Origin of the sequence: Carboxylicivirga agarovorans, assembly GCF_050589845.1 — a bacterium.
GTDB lineage: Bacteria > Bacteroidota > Bacteroidia > Bacteroidales > Marinilabiliaceae > Carboxylicivirga > Carboxylicivirga agarovorans.
In genome coordinates, this window is record NZ_JBNGPA010000019.1 from 80,210 (window position 1) to 102,055 (window position 21,846).

Genomic DNA, 21,846 nt, shown 5'->3' on the forward strand with positions numbered 1-21,846 from the left:
TGGAAGAGTAAGCTGATAAAGTGTTTCCCACACCTTATATCATGTATAGTATTCCTGTTCTGCTTATTGACAGAACAGGAATTTTTTTATGCTTTAGAATGGTATTCCATTGTCTGATGCATCCTGGTAGAATGCCATGCTTTTTTCAAAGGCTGGTTTAAAGAATTGCTCCAGGTCAGTTGTTGCATCAAGGTCAAGCTTTTCTCTGATCCTGAATTTTGCTTTGCGTACGGTTGATTTCTGAACGCTCTGAATCTGACAGATGGCATCGGTAGACATCCCCAGTGAAAACATTAAGGCATAACGACTATCGGCTCTTGAAAGTTGAGGGTAATCAGTAAGTAGTGTCTGGTACGTTTCATGGTAGCAAATGTCGAAATGATCGGATAATGTTTGTATAGTGATGTTACCGGCAGGTATTGTTTCGGTATTGACCCCAAGGCGTTTTTGTAATAGGATTTTTTCGTTCATACCCACAATAAGGTTATGAAGCTCCCTGTTTTTGGCGCGGATTCTTCTTTGACGTTTTTTATACAGGTTGATGAGGTAATAAACCAATAAAGTAAAAAGAAGAAAACCAATGATTGCAATTAGAGTTACAATGGTGCGTTGCCATTTCAGGTCTTTAATGTCAGCCTTTAAATTGTCTACTTCAGCTGATATTTCCAGTACCAGCGCTAAGCGTTGTTTTTGTTTGGAAATGGCTCGGTTTTGATATTTAGTGGCTTTGCTTAAATGCTCAAAAGCGAGCTGATAATTGTTATTGATTGTGTCAATCCTGCAAAGAAGCAAATAGGGGTAGTGCTTTCTTTCATCTATATTGTACTTATCATAGGCAGCTATTGATTGGTAAAGGTATTGCTCTGCATTGTGATAATCTTTTTTCATATAGCGCAAGGTCCCTTTGAATTGTAATAGCACCGGCATTTTACTTATACCGGGATAACTGCTGTCATTTAATATGGATAAGCCTTTGTCGACGTATACTTCAGCTGAATCGATCTGCCCTCTTTGTTTTAGAATATAGGCAATGCCTCTGTACGAATTGGCAGCTTTGTTATTAAGGTTTAATTCAAGGTATTTGTTGGCTATGTTTTCCAGTTTACCAATGGTCTCAGAATGGTTTGGCTGCAGGATTGACCAATAGGAGAAATCAGCGAAAAGCTGATGTGGGTAACTCCCTTTTTCCTTTAGTTGTTGAATGCCTTTAGTTAATGTTTTCGTGTAATCTCTCCTGGAATAACGGTTGCACCTGGCAACTCCAATATTGGCAATACCGGTATAAATACTTGATTGGTTGTTTAACAGATCAGTGCATTTGTAGTAATTGATGATTGCCTGATCCCAATAGCCTAACCCTTCAGATACCCAAGCCATTATCAAATGACATTTTGCCTGCCCTTCGATGTTATTGTCAGTGATAAATCGGCTTAAGGTTTGTTGTATGGTGATAAGAGCTGAATCAGGCTCTCCTTGCTGGTAAAATAGAAAAGCCTCAAGGAGTTGAATATCATTCTTATATTGGCTTTTTTCATTAAGCGATAAATGTTGGTTGAGTTTCAAAAGCTTCTTTTCAGCCTGTTTGGGATAGTAGTAAAGCAGTCTTTCTATATCAGAAATTTTTTCGGCGATGGTATTTTGTGCCGATAACTCTAAAAACGAATAAATAAATAATAGTGGTACTATACAAAATGCTATTCTCATCCTTCAGCCTCTCAAACTTGTTGTAAATTTCCTTAATACCAGTTGTTGTGAATTAGCATACAAAACTAAGAAAAAAGATAGCTGTACCCTGAATTTTCGTTTTATAAATCAGGATTCTCAAGCAGCGATTCACCGAAAGAAGGACTTATGGCTAAGTTAGGGCTGTAGCTGTAAAGATCAGATATTGAGTGAGATGGTAAATGCCACGTTGTTTGCCACGGTACTTATGGATATTCCCATAGATCAAGCTATTCTTTTGTGGTTCATTTTAATTGTTAATGAACACACATATGAAGACATTGCGTTTAGGGCGTCTTTTTATTGCCTTAATGTTTTTGCTGGTAAGTGCAGGTTTGCAAGTTCATGCAGAAGAGACATCAAACAAAAACGATGGAACAACAAGCACTACGCAAACTCAGAATGACGAAACCCAGAATGACGAAGAAGATCCTGTTCTGGACCCAACAGGCGATCCATTTAGTATGATTGGGATACTAAGCACCTTGGGTTTGTAAAAAGAACAGTGGCTTTTAACCAAACCTAACCCAACCTAACCTTCACCTTTTTTAATTTGAAATTAGCTGTCGTGATAAAAGAATGTAAGCAAGGAAACCAAGTTTGTTACTTTAAGAAATTAGACCTGTTATTGGCCAAAGGGCAGTATCGATTGGTTGAGCCGAAAGATATCTTGTATTTACAGGCCGATCGTAGCTATTGTAAGGTGCATTTGCTAAATGGCGAGGTTCTTGTTGCCAGCAAACCACTCAATAGATTTGAGAAGAAGTTATGTGCTGGAAAGTTTTTAAGAAGTCATCGAAGCTATTTGATCAACAAGGTTCATGTAAGCGGGTTTTCACGTAACGATAAAATGATACGGCTTGCCGAAGGAATAGAGCTGCCTTGCAGTGAAAGGGCATTGAAAGAGTTAATAAAGGAGCTTGTATTGTAAGCAAGTGAATTGCTCTCAGTAGTGCACAACGCATTGTGACCGGCGTCTCAATACTCACTTCTCTTTTTCATCCCCGGTCTACGATCTCTCATCTCTGTTGCAGGCATATGCGACCACTTTATGACCATGAACAAACTGCTGGTTTAATGACCATGCCTTGGTAAGCATACATACCATGCCTTGGTATGCCTGCATACCATGTTGTGGTAATTATTAATAGTACACTTCTTGCTTACTCATTTGCCCAAAAGAAACTAACAAACAGTTCATGCGTCAATGAAATGCAGGATAGAGTTATCAACCACCGTGTAAGCATATTAACTTTTGTCTTTTGTCAATTATCTTTAGCCAATAATAGGGGAAGGGAACTTTCAGTAAAATGTTATCTTCTTCAATTCTGAAACCGTTTGGTACTGCAGTGAATTTCATCTTATTAATATCCGGACTGATTGCTCTGATATCTTTCTCTAAAAAGGTTTCTTTTTTTGCTATGAACGTTAAATGGTCATTGGTTAGAATTAGTTGTCCATAAACGCTTTTCCCATTATGACTTGTCAGTTGGGCAAAATCCTTTAATAGCGTTCTTTTAGCCTGAAGGATGCCCTTTTGACTTTTTAATCGGATGAATTTATTGATCAGCATAGAACTGGTAAACAATCCGCCTATTGCTATACCAACTATAATGTATTTTAATAAGTCATGAATTATAAAGGTGTTTTCCTCAATGGAATCCATTCCGAAAAGTACAATGCCAATGAATGTCCCGCTAAAAATCCCCAAAAAGAAATGGCGAATCCGGTATAACCAAACCGGTGGATTACTATAACCAAACACTATAATTCTTGTAAGACCTGCAAGCAGACCCATTACTGCTGTAAAAAGAATAAGGGCATTTGAGGATTTAAAGTAAAACTTAAGTATTGCAGATAGCCCAATAAAAAGAAATAATCCGATTAATGCATTCCAATGGTTTTGTTTCATGATCTTGGTTTTATATGTTGTTGATATTCATTTTATTTAATGATTGCTGAATGCAAGACGTCATTTTTCCTCTTTGGGGTGACATAGGAACTAAAAAAAATGAACTGTTTATTGGTGACGATGAAAGATTCTGCCGGTGATATGAATGGGAATGCTATTGGTAAAAGTGGCAGCACATCAAAAAGCTTCATCCTATTTAATCCTTTTTACCTCCGGGGTGGAACTTGGATGAACGGCATGTGAAGACGGTAGATGTCATCTTTTTAGTAAATGATACATAAGGAAAAATAGTATTGAGTTAAACATTGAAAGTTGGTAGGGGCGTTGAAAATATCCATTGAGAAATAACGACCTGAAAAACCAAATTACTCAGTGGGCTTTGTCAATGAATTTGAGATGCCATATTACCCAAATGCACTTAGTTTCAGAAAATCAACCCAAATATTTCTCAAGCAATCTCCTTGAGAATAATAGATCATCATTTATTAAGAATAAATGCGAATACACGAAGAGGGTGTCCAAATTTATAGGTTCACGCTAAGGCCGCTAAGAATTACGCCAAGACAACAAAGTATATGATGTTATTTTTCAACACCTTGCGTGCTCTGCGTTTTTCTTTGTTTGCGTTCTTTGCGAGCAATATCCTACATTTTGGACATCCTCTTTATTTTGAAATGTCAGGCATGTCAACCAGAGAAATAAACTGCTACTTCTCTTCGATACTGTTTAAACATTCCGGAACAAATATCATCTGACCAGAAGCTTCCGATTCAGTCACTATCTTGTAAACTTTAGCGGTATCTGAGGCAGAAACAGTATTGGGCATGCTTAAACCAAACAATTCAGCAGATTCTGTTACCAGGGCGGGACGTACCACATTGATCCGAATGTTTCTCTCTTTCTCTAACTCAACAACCTTAACAAAGCCTTCCAAACCGGCACACGCCATGGTGATAGCTGAGGAACCGGGGAAGGGTGAGAAAACAGCCATGCCGGTTGTTACGGTGATAAAGCCATTTTCTTTCACGTGATTCAAAGCCGCTCTTATTAAGTTGATCTGTCCTTTCAGTTTGCTATTAATGGCCAGATCCAGGTCTTTTTCCGTGAGTTGGGCAAGTGGTACCAGATTCGCGTCTCCGGCGGCAGATATGATACCATCGACATCTTTAAGATCCTCAAACATTTTATCAATGGAGCTCATATCCTCAATATTGACCTGGTAGTCTCCACCATTTCGACCTATTGCAATTACTTCGTGATCTTTACTTAACAAGTCAACAATTTCACGACCTATGATTCCGGTTCCTCCTACTACTAATATTTTCATGATTTTAATTTATAAATGGTTTTCAAAAAGTTGTATAATTAAAAATTGGTCTGATCTAACCAGTCAATGACCTTGCCTGCTAACATGACAGATTGGTCTTCCTGCAGAAAATGTGAAGCATCAGTCACTGTAATGTGAGGTTGGTTTTGCGCACCTGTGAAATTGGTTTGCAGAAGAGTATCATATCCTTGACCAGCAAGAAAGGGGTCTTTATCACTGAATAAAGTCAGCACGGGTTTATCCCATTTCTTCAGGCTTTTCCAATCTTTCAATACCTCTGACAGATCAGATGCAACGATCTGTGGCATGCGACGAGGACCGGCATAATACTCTTTGTCTGGAAACGGAGCATTATAAGCAGCCATTTCATCAGGTGATAACTCTTTTGTGGTAAGTACTTGCATCATTTTGCCAATGTCCAGCTTGTGGGCATGTTTAAAATATCCGGCCCAATTACCATAGTTTTGCTTCTTTTCAAATTTCTCCACAGAAGGCTTACCACTGATGGCAGCCAGTAATTTAAGAACATTGGGTAAAACCAGTCTTTCCATTCCTTTTGCTTCGGCCAGTGCGGTGTTGGCCACAACCAAACGGTCTAACCACTCTGGCTGACGAGCCAGTACACGCATGCCTATCATGCCACCCCAGTCCTGCATAAAAGCTGCAGCATGTTTGATGCCCAGTTTGTTAATAAATTGTTCCATCCAACCGACATGGGCCGTGAAGGTATGTTCCATAGGATCGACCGGTTTATCTGATTTTCCGAAGCCTATCAGGTCGGGAGCTATGACCCTGTAATCCGCTTTAACTAAAAGAGGAATCATATGACGATAGAGGTAGCTCCACGATGGCTGCCCGTGAAGCAGGAAAATGGTTTTTCTGTTGCCCTGTCCTTCATCCAGGTAATGCATGCGCAAACCATCCAGATCCATATAATTTGCAGAAAATGGATAATCTTTAAGCTTAGTAAAAGCAGATTCGGGAGTTGTTAATTTTGTTATTGTCTTCATTGCATTTAATTTTTGTCTGATATGCTTGCAAATCTAAAGAGGGTCATTTACTTTTGAAAGCAGATATACAAAATATAGCGCTATACAAAAGTATACCTCTTGAAAAGACTGGCTATGCAGAAAGAGAACAAGACACCAAAGGAATGCCTGGAGAAATTATTACCTGTACAAGATGCATTGGATGTGCTGAAAGGTAAATGGAAAATTCAAATAATCAGTGTGTTGATTTATTATGAGGAGTGTGGTTTCAAGCAACTCCAGGATAATGTTAAGGGTATTACTCCTAAGATGTTGTCGAAAGAATTAAAGGAATTGGAGATCAACTTGATGGTCACTCGCCAGGTGTCGGAAACACGACCTGTAACAGTCAGGTATCAAATCACAGAATATGGTAAATCTGTTACCCCCGTAATAAAAGCGTTGTATTACTGGGGGGAACAGCATCGTGAATCCATTAAGGCAAGCATGCGGAAAGAAAGGGGATAGTTAATCAACCAAGAACAGGTTTAAGTTTATACTATTTCCGGGTTTCAATAAACAGATGAACAAGAAAAGAATTACTAAAGTGGTTGTTTAATATATAATTAATATTCATTTTAGTAGTGTGATTGTAGTTTGTTTTATATTAAGTTGTTATAAAAATAGTGGCTAACTATGTTGAAACATTGCGTATTTTTTCTGTTAAGTTGTATTGTCTTTCAGGGCTGCTGTTTGTTTTGCTTTGAAGAAGAGGATTATAAAAACGGCAGTGATTATGAGCCGGTTTATTTATTCAAATCAGAGCTTGACCAGTTCATTCAGTTAAGAACGCCGCAGGGTATCTCTAATTCCGGTAAGATCTATGTCATCGGAGACCTGTTGTTTGTTGGTGAAGAACGTGAAGGTTTTCACATATTTGATAATTCAGACCCTAAACATCCTGAAAAGATGTTTTTTCTTCAGGTGCCCGGAGCAAGTGATCTGGCCATTCGCAATAATGTCATGTATATCAACCAGGCAACCGATCTGGTAGCCATTCAGTTTGATCTGGCTAGTGAAGCGATCAAGATTACAAAGCGCATTGAAAACACATTCCCGGAGTTAAGATCCCCTGATGGATTTGTGGCGTATGATATTCCGGAAGCTGGTGTTGTTGTTAAATGGATTCCTAAAAAGTAGTCATGATGAAGCAAGTAATTATAACGATATGTATTGCCTTAACAGTTCTTTCATGTTCAGAAGATAGCAGTAATCCCGATAGCTCAAATACTGATGGTCAGGGAGGTTCTTTGGCGACCTTCACCCTGAAAGGGGAGTATTTATATGTTGTTGATGAGTTTGATCTAAATGTATTTAGCGTATCTAAAGTTGAAGAACCGGTGTTGGTCAATAAAGTACCGGTAGGATTCAATATCGAAACACTGTTCAGTTTTAAGGATTACTTATACATCGGTTCGCGCAATGGCATGTTTATATACAGCCTGTCGAACCCCGAATTTCCTGAGATGCTATCGGGCGTTCAGCATTTTACAGCATGTGACCCTGTAATTGCCAATGATACACATGCTTTTGTTACCCTGCACAGTAACACCATGTGTGGTAATAATATTAATCTGCTCGAAATATATGATATCAGTAAAATAACAGAACCTGTTCTAGTCAGTTCAAGAAACCTTATCTCACCCAAAGGTCTTGGGCTTTATGGCAATTACCTGATCGTTTGTGATGATGAGGTCAAAATATTTGATATAAGCGATCCTAATGAATCTAAATTGATTAACTCGATCAATATAGAGGCTTTTGATGTAATTATCAGGGGTAATACCTTAATCGCCATTGGCGATGATGGCTTGTATCAACTTGAATTGGAAAACACCCAAACGGGCTTGAGCTATTCGACATTAAGCACTATTGCCCTGTAATATAATATGAATCGAACAGGCTGGCTAAGCGATGGTCGTTTTACATAGTAAGTGCAAGTAGTATACTTATGTAAAAGGATGTCTGAAAAAGAGCTTAAATAAGTGTGTAATTGATAGTGCGAACTGTGGATAGCTACGTTTTTTGAAGGCTAAGTAAAAGTGCCTTTGTTTCATGGTTTGAAGGAAGAGGAGTTGGGCATCAGGCAGCTTATTTGTAATTATTCCTTGTTGCGATGTAATATCAGAGGATGTATTAGATTTAAAATATTAAAATGTAAATGTAATAAAATCAGAGTTTTGTGGTTTATTATAAAGATCAAAAGTCAATTATAAATTCTTTTTAATTGATATTTTGTCTAATTTGCGGCTTATAAGTTAAGCATTGGATGTAATAAGGGAAGTAATCTGATTTTATTGATGAGTCAATACAATGAATCACATATCATTGGGGAAATACAAAAAGGGAATAAAAAAGCTTTTAAGGTATTTTACTTAAAATACTATGCGCAATTTCGCTCGTTTGCCGATAATTTTGAGCTTAGTTCTGACATATTGGATGACATAGTTCAGGAAGCTTTTATTAAGTATTGGGAGAGATATGACCAATTCTCTTCGGTTGAAATGATCAAAGGTTTCTTATACAGCACAATAAGAAATCAGAGTATCAATCATATAAAACATCGGCTGGTTAAACTAAAGCATGTTGATACGAAGTTAAAAGAGGTGAATTCGCATGAGTTTTTCCTCGATAAAATTATCAAAGAAGAAGTTCATACCGAGCTTTATGAGGAGATTGAAAAACTCGGAAATAAAGCAAAACAGGTGCTCTATCTAAGTCTTCAGGGTTTAAAAAATGATGAAATAGCAAGTCAGCTGGAAATAGGAGCTGAAACCGTTAAAACGCATAAAAAGAGAGCATATAAAATCCTACGCTCAAGATTGAAAGATATTCGCATGATCGTAAGTTTCTTAAATATATAGTTGACTGATCAAGAAGCGGGGCTTGGGAATCAACACAACCTAACTGTTAATAATAATGTAATGTCTGTATAATCATATTGTTAGTGTGAGTTTATTGTGGTAAACCACATTTGAAAAATAGAGATTACCGCATTTTTATATGAAGTAATTACTAAGAACCTGTAATTAATTACTACGTATAAAAGCACTAAGCATCTATGAAAAAACAGATAACCTGACAGAACATGTTTTTTGAATAATATAGAGAAAGGTCTCCTTATTATTCAAATTAATAAAGGCTGATTATGAGGAGGTAAATAAGGGTGTCATCATAAAAAGGCAAAATAATTTAAAATTAGGTGTCCCCTAAAAATGTTTTAAGGCTGTTTTATTAACAGAGATGAGAAATATTGAGATAATAGAAGCGTTAAAAATTGGCAAACTGATTGGTAGAAATCAATCGGGAAAAGCTACGGAGAAAGAAGTTGATGAATTCTCTGAGTGGCTTGCCGGGCCTGAAGCAAATCAGAAACTGTATGATGAGATCGTTGATGAAGATAACATTCAAAAGTCATTCGACAGGTACGGTCAATATGATGCACAATCTCAATGGGAACATATTGAGCCTAAATTAAAGACCAGGATTCGTCGCTTTTACCCGCTTCAATTCGTCAAATACGCCGCGGCAATTGCTTTACCTATATTGGTAACCACGGCGATCGTTTTATTGAATAAAAATGAAGCAGGTCAATCTGAGCTAACTTCAAAAGTTGAAGTCCTTGAAGATCAGAAAGAAACAGTTCTGTTGACTTTAGCCGATGGTACCCAGGTTGATATTAATGAGTTGCAGCAAGATACCATTACAGAACGCAACGGTGTTAAAATTGAAAACCGAAAAGGTGATGTATTGGCCTATAACAATACCGAAAGCAGTGCAGAAGAATTGATTTACAATACACTTAAGGTACCGGTGGGCAGTCGCTATAGTATTGTTTTAGCCGATGGAACGCAGGTTTGGTTAAATTCAAAGAGTTCATTGAAATTTCCGGTGCAATTCGGCAAAGAATCACGCGAAGTTCATTTGTACGGAGAGGGTTATTTTGAAGTAGCCAAAAATGAGGCGAGTCCGTTTAAGGTTTATACATCCAAAGGTGTAGTGGAAGTGTTGGGAACAGAGTTTAATATATCTGATTATTATGATGATGACTTTAGTGCTGTTACACTGGTGGGGGGAGTTGTGAAAGTCACTAATAATAAGGATGCTATAGTGATGGCGCCTGGTGATCAGTCACTTATTTATGATGCTGATAAACATATTGTCAGTCAAAAGGTTGATCCTGAATACTATGTTAGCTGGACCAAAGGGATGTTTGAATTCGATAATCAAAGGCTGGATTACATCCTTAGAAAATTGTCACGATGGTACGATGTGTCTGTTAACTATGATTATGTGGTACTTAAAGAACTTCGTTTTACCGGAGCTGTTGAAAGTAAGGATGATATCGAGGTAATATTAAGCAGAATAGAGCGAACCTGCGGTGTTTATTTTGAAGTTTCAGGTTCTGAAATTACGGTCAAACGCGATTGAATTAATAAGATAGTTCAAGCTATTTTTCATTGAAATAAAATCTATTGTATAAATTATGAAGTTGAGAAAATTGTTAAATTTTTCCTCAAGGTCAAATTCATACAAACAAAAAGCGATTGCAATTATATTATGCAGTTTGTTTTTAGTTTGTCATGTCTCTGCCCAGAATGCGTGGGAAAAGAAAGTAACATTAAGCGTCGAAAATGAATTGCTTAAAAACATCTTTCAATCTATAAAGGAGCAAACAGGTGTGTACTTTGTATATAATGATGATCTGTTAAGCGATACAAAGCCTGTTACTTTAAATGTAGAGAATAAGACAGTGCAGGCGGTTCTCGATATGGCCTTAAGTAATCAGTCTTTAGCTTTTAAGTTTGAAGATAACTATGTTATCATTTCACAGGAAGAAAAGCAAGAACCTGGTAAGGTGACAATTAAAGGAACTGTTCTGGATGCCTTAACAAATGAGGTAATACCGGGAGTTAATATATATGCTAAAGGGACCTTTGGCGGTGGGATCAGTGATTTTGATGGTAATTTTGAAATACCGGTATCAGGTTCGGCCACAAAAATTGTTTTTTCCTTTATCGGTTATAACACCAAAGAAGTAGATATTACTGAATTTTCGAAAAAGGTGACCATCTACCTTGAAATGAAGAACGAGGGCCTGGACGAGGTGGTGGTCAATGGTTTTTTTGAGCAAAGCAAAAGCAGTAACACAGGTTCTGTAACAAGTATAAAGAGTGAGGATCTGCTGGAAGTGTCCAATACGAATGTGTTTGATGCTTTAACGACCTTAACACCTGGTATGTATATGGTTGAGCAACCGGCCATGGGTTCTAACCCAAACCATATTCCTGAATTGGTTATTCGTGGTACCACTTCACTGGCTACCGATGGAGAACAAGGCTTAAATGCTCCATTAATTGTGATTGACGGGGTAGAGGCCAGCATGCAGCAATTATACGATATGGATATCAATGACATTGAGCGGGCCGATATATTAAAAGATGCATCTGCAACCGCTTTATATGGTGAGCGCGCCGCCAACGGAGTCATTGTTATTCAACGCAAAAAGGTAACTGCCAAGGAGGTAAGGGCGCGATACAATTTTGTGCCTAAAATGCAATTTGCCGACTTAACTTCCTTTGATTTTACCAATGCTGAAGAGAAGCTTGAGTTTGAGCGTCTGGCGGGTTTATATGATTCAGAGGATGGACGATACGATCAGACTTACCTGAATAAGCTGCAGACTGTTCGAAAAGGTGGTGATTATGACTGGATGGCCCAGCCCATTCGTAATTCCTATTCATTTACTCATTCCCTTGCTGTTACAGGTGGTGGCGAAAAAATGTTTTACGGTATTAATGGTAACTTTAATCAGCAATACGGGGTGATGAAAGGTGACTACCGTTACAATTACGGTTTGGGTTTTAACTTCAATTACCGCTTAAGCGAAAAGTTAAGTCTGAACTGGCGAACCAACATTATGCAGACCAATAGTAAGGAGTCGCCTTATGGCCGGTTTTCAAACTATGTGCAGATGAATCCCTATACGCCCTTTACCAATGAGCAGGGGGAGTATGAGCCCTACATCTATTTTTATGACAATGGTGAAATGCAGGGTGAGATGATCAATCCTTTGTATGATGCCATGAACACCAGTTCTTTTGGAAAATCAAAAAGTAAGAATATACAAAACTCCCTGGCGGGACGATGGACAGTTAATAAAAACTTCTTCGTAACAGGTAATATTAATTATACTGTAGGCGATTCCCGAAGCGATAGTTTTACATCACCCAACTCAGTTGTTTTTCTGGATCAGGCCTATGGGGAGCCAAGAGGTCGCTATTCGATCAGTGGTGGTGAATCAACTACCATAGGAGGTCAGATCGTTGGTAACTATAATTTCAGGTTTGGCTCAAAGGGTACCATTCTATCAATACGTGGAGGTGCCAATTATAATTCTAATTCAGATCGCGGATTTGGAGTTGTGGGTGTAGGATTTGCCAAAGATCGTTTGAATGATATAGGTTTCGCTTCTGAATATCCCGAGGGAGGACAACCTGTTGGAGAGGATAGCAAGGATGTGACCATAGGTTGGTTTGGTAATTTGAACTACAGTTTCCGCAACCGCTACTTTGCAGATGTGAATTATAGGGTGAGTGGCTCTTCTCAATTTGGAAAAAACAACCGCTATGCACCATTCTGGTCTGTTGGTGGTGGTTATAATGTGCATAACGAGAACTGGTTCAATGTGTCATGGGTCAATCTCCTGCGTTTTCGCGTATCAATGGGGGTAACAGGTAGCGTCAACTTCCCATCCTATATGTCATTAACGACCTATGAATACAATAACCGTTACAGTTATCATTATAGTCTGGGTTCACTCCCTATTACACTTGGGAATCCTGATCTGACGTGGCAAACGACTTACGATTACAACGTGGGTATGAACGCTTCTTTGTTTAAGAATCGTCTGGAGCTGCAGTTCAATTATTACGAACAGCACACCAAGGATATGTTGATCGCCTTAAGTCTGCCACCATCCAATGGTATTCGTAATGCCAAAACTAACCTGGGTGAAATGAAGAACTGGGGCTATGAATACTCCCTGTCTGCTGTTCTTATCAGGAAAAAAGATGTTAACTGGCGATTAACCTTTAATGGGGGCTACAATGGCAATACCATTACCAAAATAAGTGATGCCCTTCGCAGCCAGAACGAGAGTGCCAACGCCAGCTCAACCGGAGATGATGCGCCAGCTGTCCTTTACAATGAAGGAGAATCAAGCTCGGCCATTTATACAGTAATGTCAGCAGGTATTGATCCGGCCACCGGGAAAGAAATATTTATAACACGAAATGGGGATTACACCTTTAATTATGATCCTCAGGACAAAGTAGCCTATGGCGACACTAACCCTTTGTTAAGAGGTGCCATGACTTCTAATTTTAAATTAAAAGGTTTCACCTTGATGGTGGCTACTTCTTATACTTTTGGCGGAGAGATATACAATGTGACTTTGGCCAATAAGGTTGAATATGTGGATCCCCGTCAAAATGTTGACAGACGCGCCTATAGTGAGCGCTGGAAACAACCAGGAGATGTGACTGCCTTTAGAGGTATTCCTGAGTTCAATAATGTAAAATATCATACGTCGAGGTATGTACAAACAAAGAATGAACTCTATATCTCCAGGATCAATCTGGCCTATGATTTTAAGCCTGGTGCTCTAAGCAAAATAGGCTTTAAGAAATTACGCCTCGGTTTTGGTTTAAATGATATCGCCCGTTTTTCAACGGTTAAGTTCGAGCGAGGAACGACTTACCCGTTTGCCCGAAGCTTTGATTTCACCTTTAGTCCAACATTTTAATACAGATTATTATGAAGTTAAATATATATATCATATTAGTGTCGGTACTGGTGTTCACATCATGTGAGGACATATTGGATATAACACCAAAGTCAGAGATCGCAGCCGAAGAATTATTTCAGGATGTAGAAGGCTTTGAAGATGCCATGTACGGTATTTATTCACAGTTGGATGAGCCTTTCTTATATGGAAGTTTTCTGCAGGTGGTACCAGATGTATTGGCTCAGTATTATGAGTTTGGGGGTGAATATGAAAAATTCATGTCCTATGAGTATTCCACCGATGCAGGAGTGCAAAGCCAGTTACTAAAGGTGTGGTCTGATGCATATACCTTGCTGGGACAGGTTAATAGTATCTTAGACAATGCCGATGCAGAGTTTAATGATGTCAATTATGATCTGGTTCGTGGCGAGGCCCTGGGCGTACGTGCATTTATACACTTTGATCTGTTGCGTCTTTTCGCTGTGCACATCAATTCCGCTTCTGAATTGAAAAACCAGGGCATACCATATGCCGAAAATTATACACTCAATCAAATTCCGTTCTACCCGGTAGAAGAGGTATACGAAAAAGTAATAGGCGATTTACTGGAAGCTGAACAACTGTTACAGTACGATGCAGAAATATTTGTGGATTTCCCACGTGATGCATCTGTTATCAGTGGCGAAGGTTTTCAGTATGCCCGGGAAACACATTTTAATTTATATGCTGCTCAGGCCACTTTGGCAAGGGTATATTGGATGAAAGGTGACATGGATAAGGCCTTGTTATATGCTGAAAAGGTTATCAATTCAGGTAAGTTCTCTTTGGTCAGCACACCCCTTGAAATGGAAGACCTGGTAGCTGGTCGTATAAATGGTACAGAAAGTATCTGGGGTATCTATTCTAAAAGAAATATTAGTGCCACCTATCTTGGAGCAAACAGCTTGTTTGTGCAGTCTGGCATTAAAGATCAATATATCGCTGAAGATGTGCGTAATGACGCCTGGTTTCAGCCTGCAGAATCACAAGTGCAGTTAAAAAAGATGGTGAATCGTAACCTGTCCAATGATGAGCTGGATTTACCGGCTTATCCTAACCTGGGTTTGAGTATGTTACGCTATCCTGAAATGTTACTCATTGCGGCTGAGGCTTTAGTTGAAAGCAAGCCCGAACAGGCCAGGATCTACTTTGATACTTTACTGGAAGCGCGCGGTTTAACAAAATTTGCCGACATGGAGCCCGTTCAGAATGTGAGCCTGGAGGACATCAAAACTGAATATGCCAAAGAATTTATAGGTGAAGGGCTCAATTGGTTCAGCATGAAGCGCGATGATCAATTAATAAATAGTCCCATTGGTGAAGTGAATGGCGATGCTATTTATACTTTACCAATTCCATTTGAAGAGTTATTCTATCGTTAAATAAGTAATTGGTTTATAGCTAATAACTATTAATTGTTTAAACATGATACGACACAAAATATTTCAACCCTTTGTGGGGCTATTAATGGCAAGCGCTTTGTTATTCATGGCTTGTGAACAGGATTTACAGTTTTATGATGTGAATCAGAAAGATGGTGTGTACTTTGATACATTAGATGAAGAAATGCCCGATAGCCTTTATGCGACATTTGGCCCTGAAGGAGGCACTGTTCTTGATTTTCCATTGCCTCTGCAAATTCTGGGTACGCCCAAGTCTGTAAAACGCTCTATTCAATTTCGTATTGATCAGGATTTATCAACCGCGGTGGAAGGCTTGAATTATACCATTGGGGAAGCAATAATGTCCGAGGGACAGGTTCAATCACTATTACCTCTTAGCTTTATGGTGCCACCCGGACAGGAGGAGATCGATACCATTTATAATTTGGTTTTGATTCTTGAAGAAAACGAGTATTTCCGTCCAATGATGAGTGATACTTTAAAGGTTTCGTTCTATGGCTTGGTGGGGCAACCCGATTTCTGGACCGAACGGATTTTTGGACCCTATTCACCTGCTTTGCTCGGTAAATTCTTTGAATTATTCCGTGCCATGGAAAACAAAGTTCCAGCCATTTATGCAGACATAATCCGCGATTATGGCTATTACATCGATGAGGATAATATTGATGGTGATTACATATATCCAGGGGAACCTTTTTATAAGTTCTATAAAAAAGTATTTGTAAACTATGTATTCCTTGATCTTTATCAATACTACCAGGATAATCCTACCGAAGGTATTGAGGTTCCTCATCCGGATACATGGGATAATTAATGAGTGCACAGTTTTGTTTTGCACCAATGATTAATCATTCAATTATGACATCAATGAAAACGATTAAAAATATAGGAAAACAATTAGTGTTTGTATTCGGAATCAACCTGATCATATCAGGTTGTTTTAAAGACGATACCACCTTCGCTGATAAGGAAGTGCCGTTAATCGAAATGAATGCTGATAAAACAGAATTTAATATTGGAATAGGTGATTATGTTACCATTGATCCCCAGGCAAGCCAGACCTTCGGTGATCAGGTGCTTACCTTTGAGTGGGCTCTGTTAGATAATGATGTGTTGGAGGTCATTAGTGAAGAAGCGGTGCTGAATTACCAGTTCATCGGTTTAGGTACGCATCATATCCGTTTAAAGATTACCAACAATGATGGAGGTATCATACAGAACTATACCGTTAATGTTGTAACACCCTATCAGGAAGGACTTATTGTGTTAAGTACCAATGAGCAAGGTAAATCTGATTTGTCTTTTCTCAAAACATTGACACCTGAAGAGGAAGAGGAAGGATTGGAATCTGCTTTTGAAACCGGTGTTTTCTCAAGAATTAATTCAGCTTATACCTTATCAGAGGCGGTAGACATGGATTTTACCGATGAACGTATCAGTATCACTACCAGGGATAACGGTACAATATGGATGCTCGATAGTCGCACCCTAACGGTTATTGACGAACAGGCCTATGCGAACATGTTCGCTGGATTCTCACCCCTTAAAATGGTAGGCCGTGAGCACATAAGAGACGGAGCAATAGGCGATCGACAGTGGAATGACAATTATATACTGTCATCTGATGGAAGAGTTTATGGTTATTCGAGCAGTTTTAATGAGGTTTTCGAAACAGTGCGTCTCGAAAGTAGCGTTAACTACTCCATTGTGCATGGACATGAATACAATATATTCTTTGGCCAGGAAAAGGAACCGGCATATTACTGTCGACTGTATGCTGCCGATACTGAAAATGATGTGGTCTATTACCTTGCCGAATCTGGTTATACCGGATATAATAATTCTGGAGCCCTGTTTGGAAACGCGGGTATTGATATTGTAAACATGGTATGCAAGGATACAGGTGGGAGTTATGATAACTTATTTGTAGTTGGCCGTGGCAAAGGTGCCAATAGCAGCCAGGTATATGTCATTATGCTGCAATACAGTTATATGTCCAAAATTAATGGTTATTATACCTATGAGCAGACAGAGGCGTTAAGTATTGATGAAAATACTGATCTAAAGTATAACTTAAAATATAACCGCGTCTATTACTTCAATGACAATAAAGTGTACCAGTGGTATGCCACTGAAAATGCAGAGGAACCTTTGCCGATGCCAGATGATTCAGTTATTGACTTGGACGCCGGATTAGAAATCACCTGCCTGGAATACAGTGACGATTATTCTTTAATGTATTTAGGAGTTAATAACCCTGCCTTGGGCGAAATGTCAGGCTGTTTGTATGTCTATGATATCCAAAGTATGCAATTGGTCGAACAATATGACGGCATTGCCTATAAGCCAACGAATGTATTCTACAAAACAAAATAAACTTAAATAAAAGACATAATATGAGTGTTTTACAAACCCAAATAAATAAAGTCATCATCCTTGCCTTAATGGTAATGGTAGGTGCTGCATGTAGTTCTCAGCCAACTTCCTTTAAAATAGTTAAGAATGGCGAGGGTGTGAGCATACCTTTCATTATGGCAGGACAAGAGAAGATCAAGGTGGAGTTTAATGAGAACAATGAATTTACACTGGACATTACACAATTGGAAACACCATTTTTAGTGCGTTACCCGGAAGGACGTTCAATGAATTATGCCTATGTCAATGAAGGCAGTGCACAGGTCATAAATATTTCGAAAGACGGTGCCACTCATACTGGTGATAATGCCGAATACGCTAATTATTTAAATACCCGGGAGGTAGTCAGGGTAGAATTGTTAAAAACAGATAGTGAAACTGTCGCAATTGCCAAAGTAAAAGAAACGTTTGAAATAAATATAGCCGGGCTGGAAAAACAGAATCTGGATGACGTTTTCACCACTAATCAGGAAACGTATTTTACCTACCTGGGTGCTATCAAGTTCTTAAACTGGCTGAAGACTCTGCCAAATGCAAAAGAATTGAGCGACGATTCCCCAGGCATTCGCTTTATCGAAGAAATGTTGAGTCAGAAAGGAGTAATGAACTCAACTTATCAATCATATGCCAAAGGAGCCTTGGAGTTTCTGGCAGGCAGAACATGGAAAGAGGGTGATACTGTCCTGGACTGGTGTGAGCAAATTGTTAATTTAAGCTTTCGTCTTGTTGAAAAGGATGGTGGAAAGGACGTTATGGTCAACAATTCTATCCATAGACATGTCAAGTATTGTGGTATCAATGGAATGAAACCAATTATTGATAAGGCCCTATCTAAGATGACCAACCCAACGGAAATTGATAAGTTGAAGGCCTTATACGCCAGCTGGGAACATCTGGAGCCTGGAATGAAATCCCATAGTTTCAGCTATGACGACATCAATGGTAACAAAGTGTCATTGTCTGACTTCGAAGGTAAATATGTGTACATCGATATGTGGGCCACCTGGTGTACGCCGTGTGTGAAGGAAATCCCCTATGTGCAGGAGCTGGAGAAGGAGTTTCATGGACAGGATATCGTGTTTGTCAGCATTTCGTCTGATGAGAATATGGACAAATGGAAAAAGAAGGTGCTGGGCGATAATTTAAAAGGTATTCACCTGATTGATGGAGGCGACAAAGAGTTTGCTCAATTTCTTAATGTAAAGGGTATTCCTCATTTTGTATTGATCGGTAAGAACGGGGAGATAATTGATGCAAAGTGCACAAGACCATCCGATCCTAAAACGCGCACTTTACTAGAAAATCTGCTAAAAAACTAATCCAATGAAGACAGTTAAATATTTAATTGTACTACTATTGCCGCTTTTATGTGCATGCCACAGAGCGGCTGATGTTAGCATTACTTTAGACCCCAGTGAATGTGGAACAGAACAGGCCTGCATTGTATATCAGGGTGACGAATACATGTTTGAGGAAAATGAACAAGGCGCGCTTTCTGTAACATTACACGCTGTTGCTTACCCTAATTACGTGCAGGTTAAAATCAAGAATCGTTCCCGTGAATTATTTATTACCCCGGGTGATGTAATGACTGTTAAACCAAATTTCAAGGCAGCAACATCAAAGGAGCCAAGCACAAGGCTTATGGCTGAGGGTGATAATGCTGAAATAAATACTTATCTAAATGCCCGCCCTCATTATCGATTTAAAAATTATTATGAATTTACAGAACAGGAGTTCACAGAGGGATTAGATGCTTATATTGCTGAGCGCACTGCCGAATTAGAAGCCATGAATTTCACTAAGGTCTTTACAGTGGTAGAATCACAGCGCATTCGTTTTACTGCACTGTGGAATTTTTTGGCTTTTAATAAATACTTAAAGTATAAGAATCCTGAAATGGTCTATACTTCTCACATGGAGGATTACATGCTTGGTAATTTACAGTCCAATGAGAAGTTTTGCTTCTTAGATGAATACAAAACCATGGCCATTGCTTCTTCTAAAATATTCGCCACCAATGGGAAAGAAGTTGATGTGCATAATAATGTAGTTCAAAGCGTTCATTATGTGACCGAGCATTTTACCAATGAAAAACTGATCAATGGCATGATCGACTATTTTGCCAGCGACTATATTCAAAACTATAGTGTGAGCAATGGGGCGGAACTTATTGAATTTTATAATGAAAAGGTGACCGATGAAGCCTTAAAAGAAAAGTTTGCTGCATTGGTTGACGAAAAATCACGATTGGGCAAGGGGCAGCCTTCACCAGTTTTCAACTATCCGGATGTGGATGGTAATATGATAAGCTTAAATGACTTTAAAGGTAAAGCTGTATACATAGACCTATGGGCAACCTGGTGTGGCCCTTGCTGTGCAGAGATACCATATATCAAAGCCCTGGAGCACGAGTTGGAAGGTGAAAATATTGTCTTTGTCAGCATCTCATTGGATAAAGACAAGAAGGCCTGGAAAAAGATGTTGGAAAGCCAAAAGATGGGTGGTGTTCAATTGAATTTTGATGGTAACAGGGATTTTCCTCAAGCCTATGATTCCAAATCCATTCCACGCTTTATCTTAATTGATGCCGATGGAAATATAGTGGATTCAAATGCACCACGTCCATCTGATCCAAAGCTAAAGGACCTGTTCAAGACTCTATTGTAGTCCTTGGTTATTACACAATCAAACATTAGAAAAATGAAAAACATAAAAATAGTAGTATTGTTACTGGCTGTTTTTGGAATCTATAGCTGTAACATGGCACCAAAGCAAACCCTAATCGAGGTTCGTGCCGGTGAAAATAAAGGTCTGTTACAAATCCAGATTTTAAATACAAGCATTGATCTGGAAAAAGATGCAAATGGCATAGCCATAGCAAGTCTCGATCTTATCACAGAACCATGTTTGGCTTCTGTGCACCTGGGTTCTCGCGATAAGGTCATCTATATTGAGCCTGGAGATCATATCATAGTTAATATCTCTGAGAAGAGAGAATTTAGTTACGAAGGAGATCAGGCAGAAGTGAACAGCTTCCTTTTAGAGCGCGTGCCAATGGGTATCAATCCAGAGGATTATGATGCTTCCCTGGCTGATTTTAAGAAAGCTTTTGATAAGGCGATAAAAGGCTATGCAAATGTAATTGCCTCAAAACCGGAATTAAATGACGCTGCACCGGTTTTGATACAGGAGCGTAGGTATGTGATATGGCGTGTAGCTATAATCAAGTATAAAAGTAGAAAAAAGGCTATGTCGAAGGAGGAGAAGGCCTTTGTTCTTCAGTTTTTACAAGAGCAAAATGCAGCAGCATTTAACTATAGACAATCAATGGATGCTATCAACAGAGGAATTTTACTGTTAGAGCAGGATGGTATGCCAAAATCGGTAAAAGACCTTAAATGGGATGAAGGCACTGAAAGTAAACTTAATTGGCTGGATAAGAACATTACTGATAATGACATAAAGCAACACTTTGCACACAGTATTATCTCTACCTACCTGACTTATAATGGCGTTGATAAAGGGGAAGAATTTTATAAGTATTATCGTGAAACAGTTACTAAACAAGTGTATCTCGTTAAGTTTAATGCAGTGTTTGATGAGTTAAATAAAATTCAAAAAGGAAGAGTTTGCCCCGACTTCAAATACCTTGATGTGAATTGTGAACCAAGAAATTTTAATGAGTTTAAGGGTAAATATATCTATATTGATTTATGGGCTACATGGTGTGGTAAGTGTGTGGAGCAATTTCCACATTTAGAGGATCTTAAGGAGAAATATAAGAGCAATAATATTGCGTTTGTTGGTCTCAATAATGATAAAACACATGCCATAATGTCTGACTACGTCAAAAGGAAAAATGTACATGGAGAGCAATGGTATGTAGGACAGAATGATGAGTTTAACGAGTTCTTTAACATCGTTGGTCAACCGCGTTTTATTCTGCTGGACCGCGAAGGTAAAATATACGATCCTTATATGCCAAGAGCCGATCAAATGGATGAAATTACAAGCTATTTGGATCAACTGGAAGGTATTTAAGCAAAGACTGAGTTTGTATAGATAAAGATATTCATAGCAAAGTCTGCAATGTATAGTAGCTTGTTATTGTCGTGGACTTTACTATAAGCTTACACATCTGAATTGGATGGAATTCTGAGGTTTACAGCTAGTCTTTGTTTACTTATTATTACCTGCATCGGGCAGGA

At 38.7% G+C, this 21,846-nt stretch carries 19 protein-coding genes; 15 read left to right on the forward strand and 4 right to left on the reverse strand.

What is annotated here, in order from left to right:
- Nucleotides 1–93: 93 nt before the first annotated feature.
- Nucleotides 94–1,704 (reverse strand): hypothetical protein, encoded by a 1,611-nt coding sequence (locus ACRD69_RS17180; protein ID WP_430816355.1) that lies wholly within the window; start codon nucleotides 1,702–1,704, stop codon nucleotides 94–96.
- A 290-nt stretch (nucleotides 1,705–1,994) separates the two neighbouring features.
- Between ACRD69_RS17180 and ACRD69_RS17185 the strand changes: the two genes are divergently transcribed.
- Together ACRD69_RS17185 and ACRD69_RS17190 are read left to right on the forward strand one after the other, a co-directional pair.
- Nucleotides 1,995–2,219 (forward strand): hypothetical protein, encoded by a 225-nt coding sequence (locus tag ACRD69_RS17185; protein ID WP_430816356.1) that lies wholly within the window; start codon nucleotides 1,995–1,997, stop codon nucleotides 2,217–2,219.
- A 71-nt stretch (nucleotides 2,220–2,290) separates the two neighbouring features.
- The gene (locus tag ACRD69_RS17190) at nucleotides 2,291–2,653 is read left to right on the forward strand and encodes a LytR/AlgR family response regulator transcription factor (RefSeq protein ID WP_430816357.1); all 363 of its coding nucleotides are present in this window, start codon (nucleotides 2,291–2,293) and stop codon (nucleotides 2,651–2,653) included.
- A 297-nt stretch (nucleotides 2,654–2,950) separates the two neighbouring features.
- Here the strand turns inward: ACRD69_RS17190 and ACRD69_RS17195 are convergent, their stop codons facing one another.
- On the reverse strand, nucleotides 2,951–3,634 hold the full coding sequence (locus ACRD69_RS17195; protein ID WP_430816358.1) for a hypothetical protein: 684 nt from the start codon (nucleotides 3,632–3,634) through the stop codon (nucleotides 2,951–2,953).
- A 99-nt stretch (nucleotides 3,635–3,733) separates the two neighbouring features.
- Between ACRD69_RS17195 and ACRD69_RS17200 the strand changes: the two genes are divergently transcribed.
- The gene (locus tag ACRD69_RS17200; RefSeq protein WP_430816359.1) at nucleotides 3,734–3,877 is read left to right on the forward strand and encodes a hypothetical protein; all 144 of its coding nucleotides are present in this window, start codon (nucleotides 3,734–3,736) and stop codon (nucleotides 3,875–3,877) included.
- 463 nt (nucleotides 3,878–4,340) lie between these two features.
- Here ACRD69_RS17200 and ACRD69_RS17205 read toward each other — a convergent pair whose 3' ends face one another.
- Together ACRD69_RS17205 and ACRD69_RS17210 are read right to left on the reverse strand one after the other, a co-directional pair.
- Entirely contained in the window at nucleotides 4,341–4,961 is a 621-nt protein-coding gene (locus tag ACRD69_RS17205) for a short chain dehydrogenase (protein WP_430816360.1), read from the reverse strand.
- Nucleotides 4,962–4,999: 38 nt separating this feature from the next.
- Nucleotides 5,000–5,971, reverse strand: coding sequence for a haloalkane dehalogenase (locus ACRD69_RS17210; protein WP_430816361.1), 972 nt, complete (start codon nucleotides 5,969–5,971; stop codon nucleotides 5,000–5,002).
- A gap of 114 nt (nucleotides 5,972–6,085) precedes the next feature.
- Between ACRD69_RS17210 and ACRD69_RS17215 the strand changes: the two genes are divergently transcribed.
- From ACRD69_RS17215 to ACRD69_RS17270, 12 genes are all read left to right on the forward strand, one after another.
- Nucleotides 6,086–6,457 carry a winged helix-turn-helix transcriptional regulator gene (locus tag ACRD69_RS17215; RefSeq protein ID WP_430816362.1) on the forward strand — a complete coding sequence of 124 codons (372 nt, stop codon included), beginning with the start codon at nucleotides 6,086–6,088 and terminating at the stop codon, nucleotides 6,455–6,457.
- Between the two features lie 168 nt (nucleotides 6,458–6,625).
- The gene (locus tag ACRD69_RS17220) at nucleotides 6,626–7,129 is read left to right on the forward strand and encodes a hypothetical protein (RefSeq protein WP_430816363.1); all 504 of its coding nucleotides are present in this window, start codon (nucleotides 6,626–6,628) and stop codon (nucleotides 7,127–7,129) included.
- Between the two features lie 5 nt (nucleotides 7,130–7,134).
- Complete coding sequence (locus ACRD69_RS17225; RefSeq protein ID WP_430816364.1) at nucleotides 7,135–7,872, forward strand: LVIVD repeat-containing protein; 738 nt, start codon at nucleotides 7,135–7,137, stop codon at nucleotides 7,870–7,872.
- A 417-nt stretch (nucleotides 7,873–8,289) separates the two neighbouring features.
- Nucleotides 8,290–8,853: an RNA polymerase sigma factor gene (locus ACRD69_RS17230; RefSeq protein WP_430816365.1), complete on the forward strand. Its 564-nt coding sequence runs from the start codon at nucleotides 8,290–8,292 to the stop codon at nucleotides 8,851–8,853.
- Between the two features lie 379 nt (nucleotides 8,854–9,232).
- Entirely contained in the window at nucleotides 9,233–10,420 is a 1,188-nt protein-coding gene (locus tag ACRD69_RS17235; protein ID WP_430816366.1) for a FecR family protein, read from the forward strand.
- Between the two features lie 136 nt (nucleotides 10,421–10,556).
- On the forward strand, nucleotides 10,557–13,796 hold the full coding sequence (locus ACRD69_RS17240) for a SusC/RagA family TonB-linked outer membrane protein (protein ID WP_430816367.1): 3,240 nt from the start codon (nucleotides 10,557–10,559) through the stop codon (nucleotides 13,794–13,796).
- An 11-nt stretch (nucleotides 13,797–13,807) separates the two neighbouring features.
- The gene (locus tag ACRD69_RS17245) at nucleotides 13,808–15,199 is read left to right on the forward strand and encodes a RagB/SusD family nutrient uptake outer membrane protein (protein ID WP_430816368.1); all 1,392 of its coding nucleotides are present in this window, start codon (nucleotides 13,808–13,810) and stop codon (nucleotides 15,197–15,199) included.
- A gap of 43 nt (nucleotides 15,200–15,242) precedes the next feature.
- The gene (locus ACRD69_RS17250; protein WP_430816369.1) at nucleotides 15,243–16,034 is read left to right on the forward strand and encodes a DUF4843 domain-containing protein; all 792 of its coding nucleotides are present in this window, start codon (nucleotides 15,243–15,245) and stop codon (nucleotides 16,032–16,034) included.
- Nucleotides 16,035–16,087: 53 nt separating this feature from the next.
- The gene (locus ACRD69_RS17255) at nucleotides 16,088–17,596 is read left to right on the forward strand and encodes a hypothetical protein (protein ID WP_430816370.1); all 1,509 of its coding nucleotides are present in this window, start codon (nucleotides 16,088–16,090) and stop codon (nucleotides 17,594–17,596) included.
- Between the two features lie 20 nt (nucleotides 17,597–17,616).
- Nucleotides 17,617–18,954: a TlpA family protein disulfide reductase gene (locus ACRD69_RS17260; RefSeq protein ID WP_430816371.1), complete on the forward strand. Its 1,338-nt coding sequence runs from the start codon at nucleotides 17,617–17,619 to the stop codon at nucleotides 18,952–18,954.
- Nucleotides 18,955–18,958: 4 nt separating this feature from the next.
- Nucleotides 18,959–20,305 (forward strand): TlpA family protein disulfide reductase, encoded by a 1,347-nt coding sequence (locus ACRD69_RS17265; RefSeq protein ID WP_430816372.1) that lies wholly within the window; start codon nucleotides 18,959–18,961, stop codon nucleotides 20,303–20,305.
- A gap of 33 nt (nucleotides 20,306–20,338) precedes the next feature.
- A complete protein-coding gene (locus tag ACRD69_RS17270) occupies nucleotides 20,339–21,679 on the forward strand; it encodes a TlpA family protein disulfide reductase (RefSeq protein ID WP_430816373.1) in 1,341 nt (446 codons plus the stop codon).
- The last annotated feature ends 167 nt before the right edge of the window (nucleotides 21,680–21,846 follow it).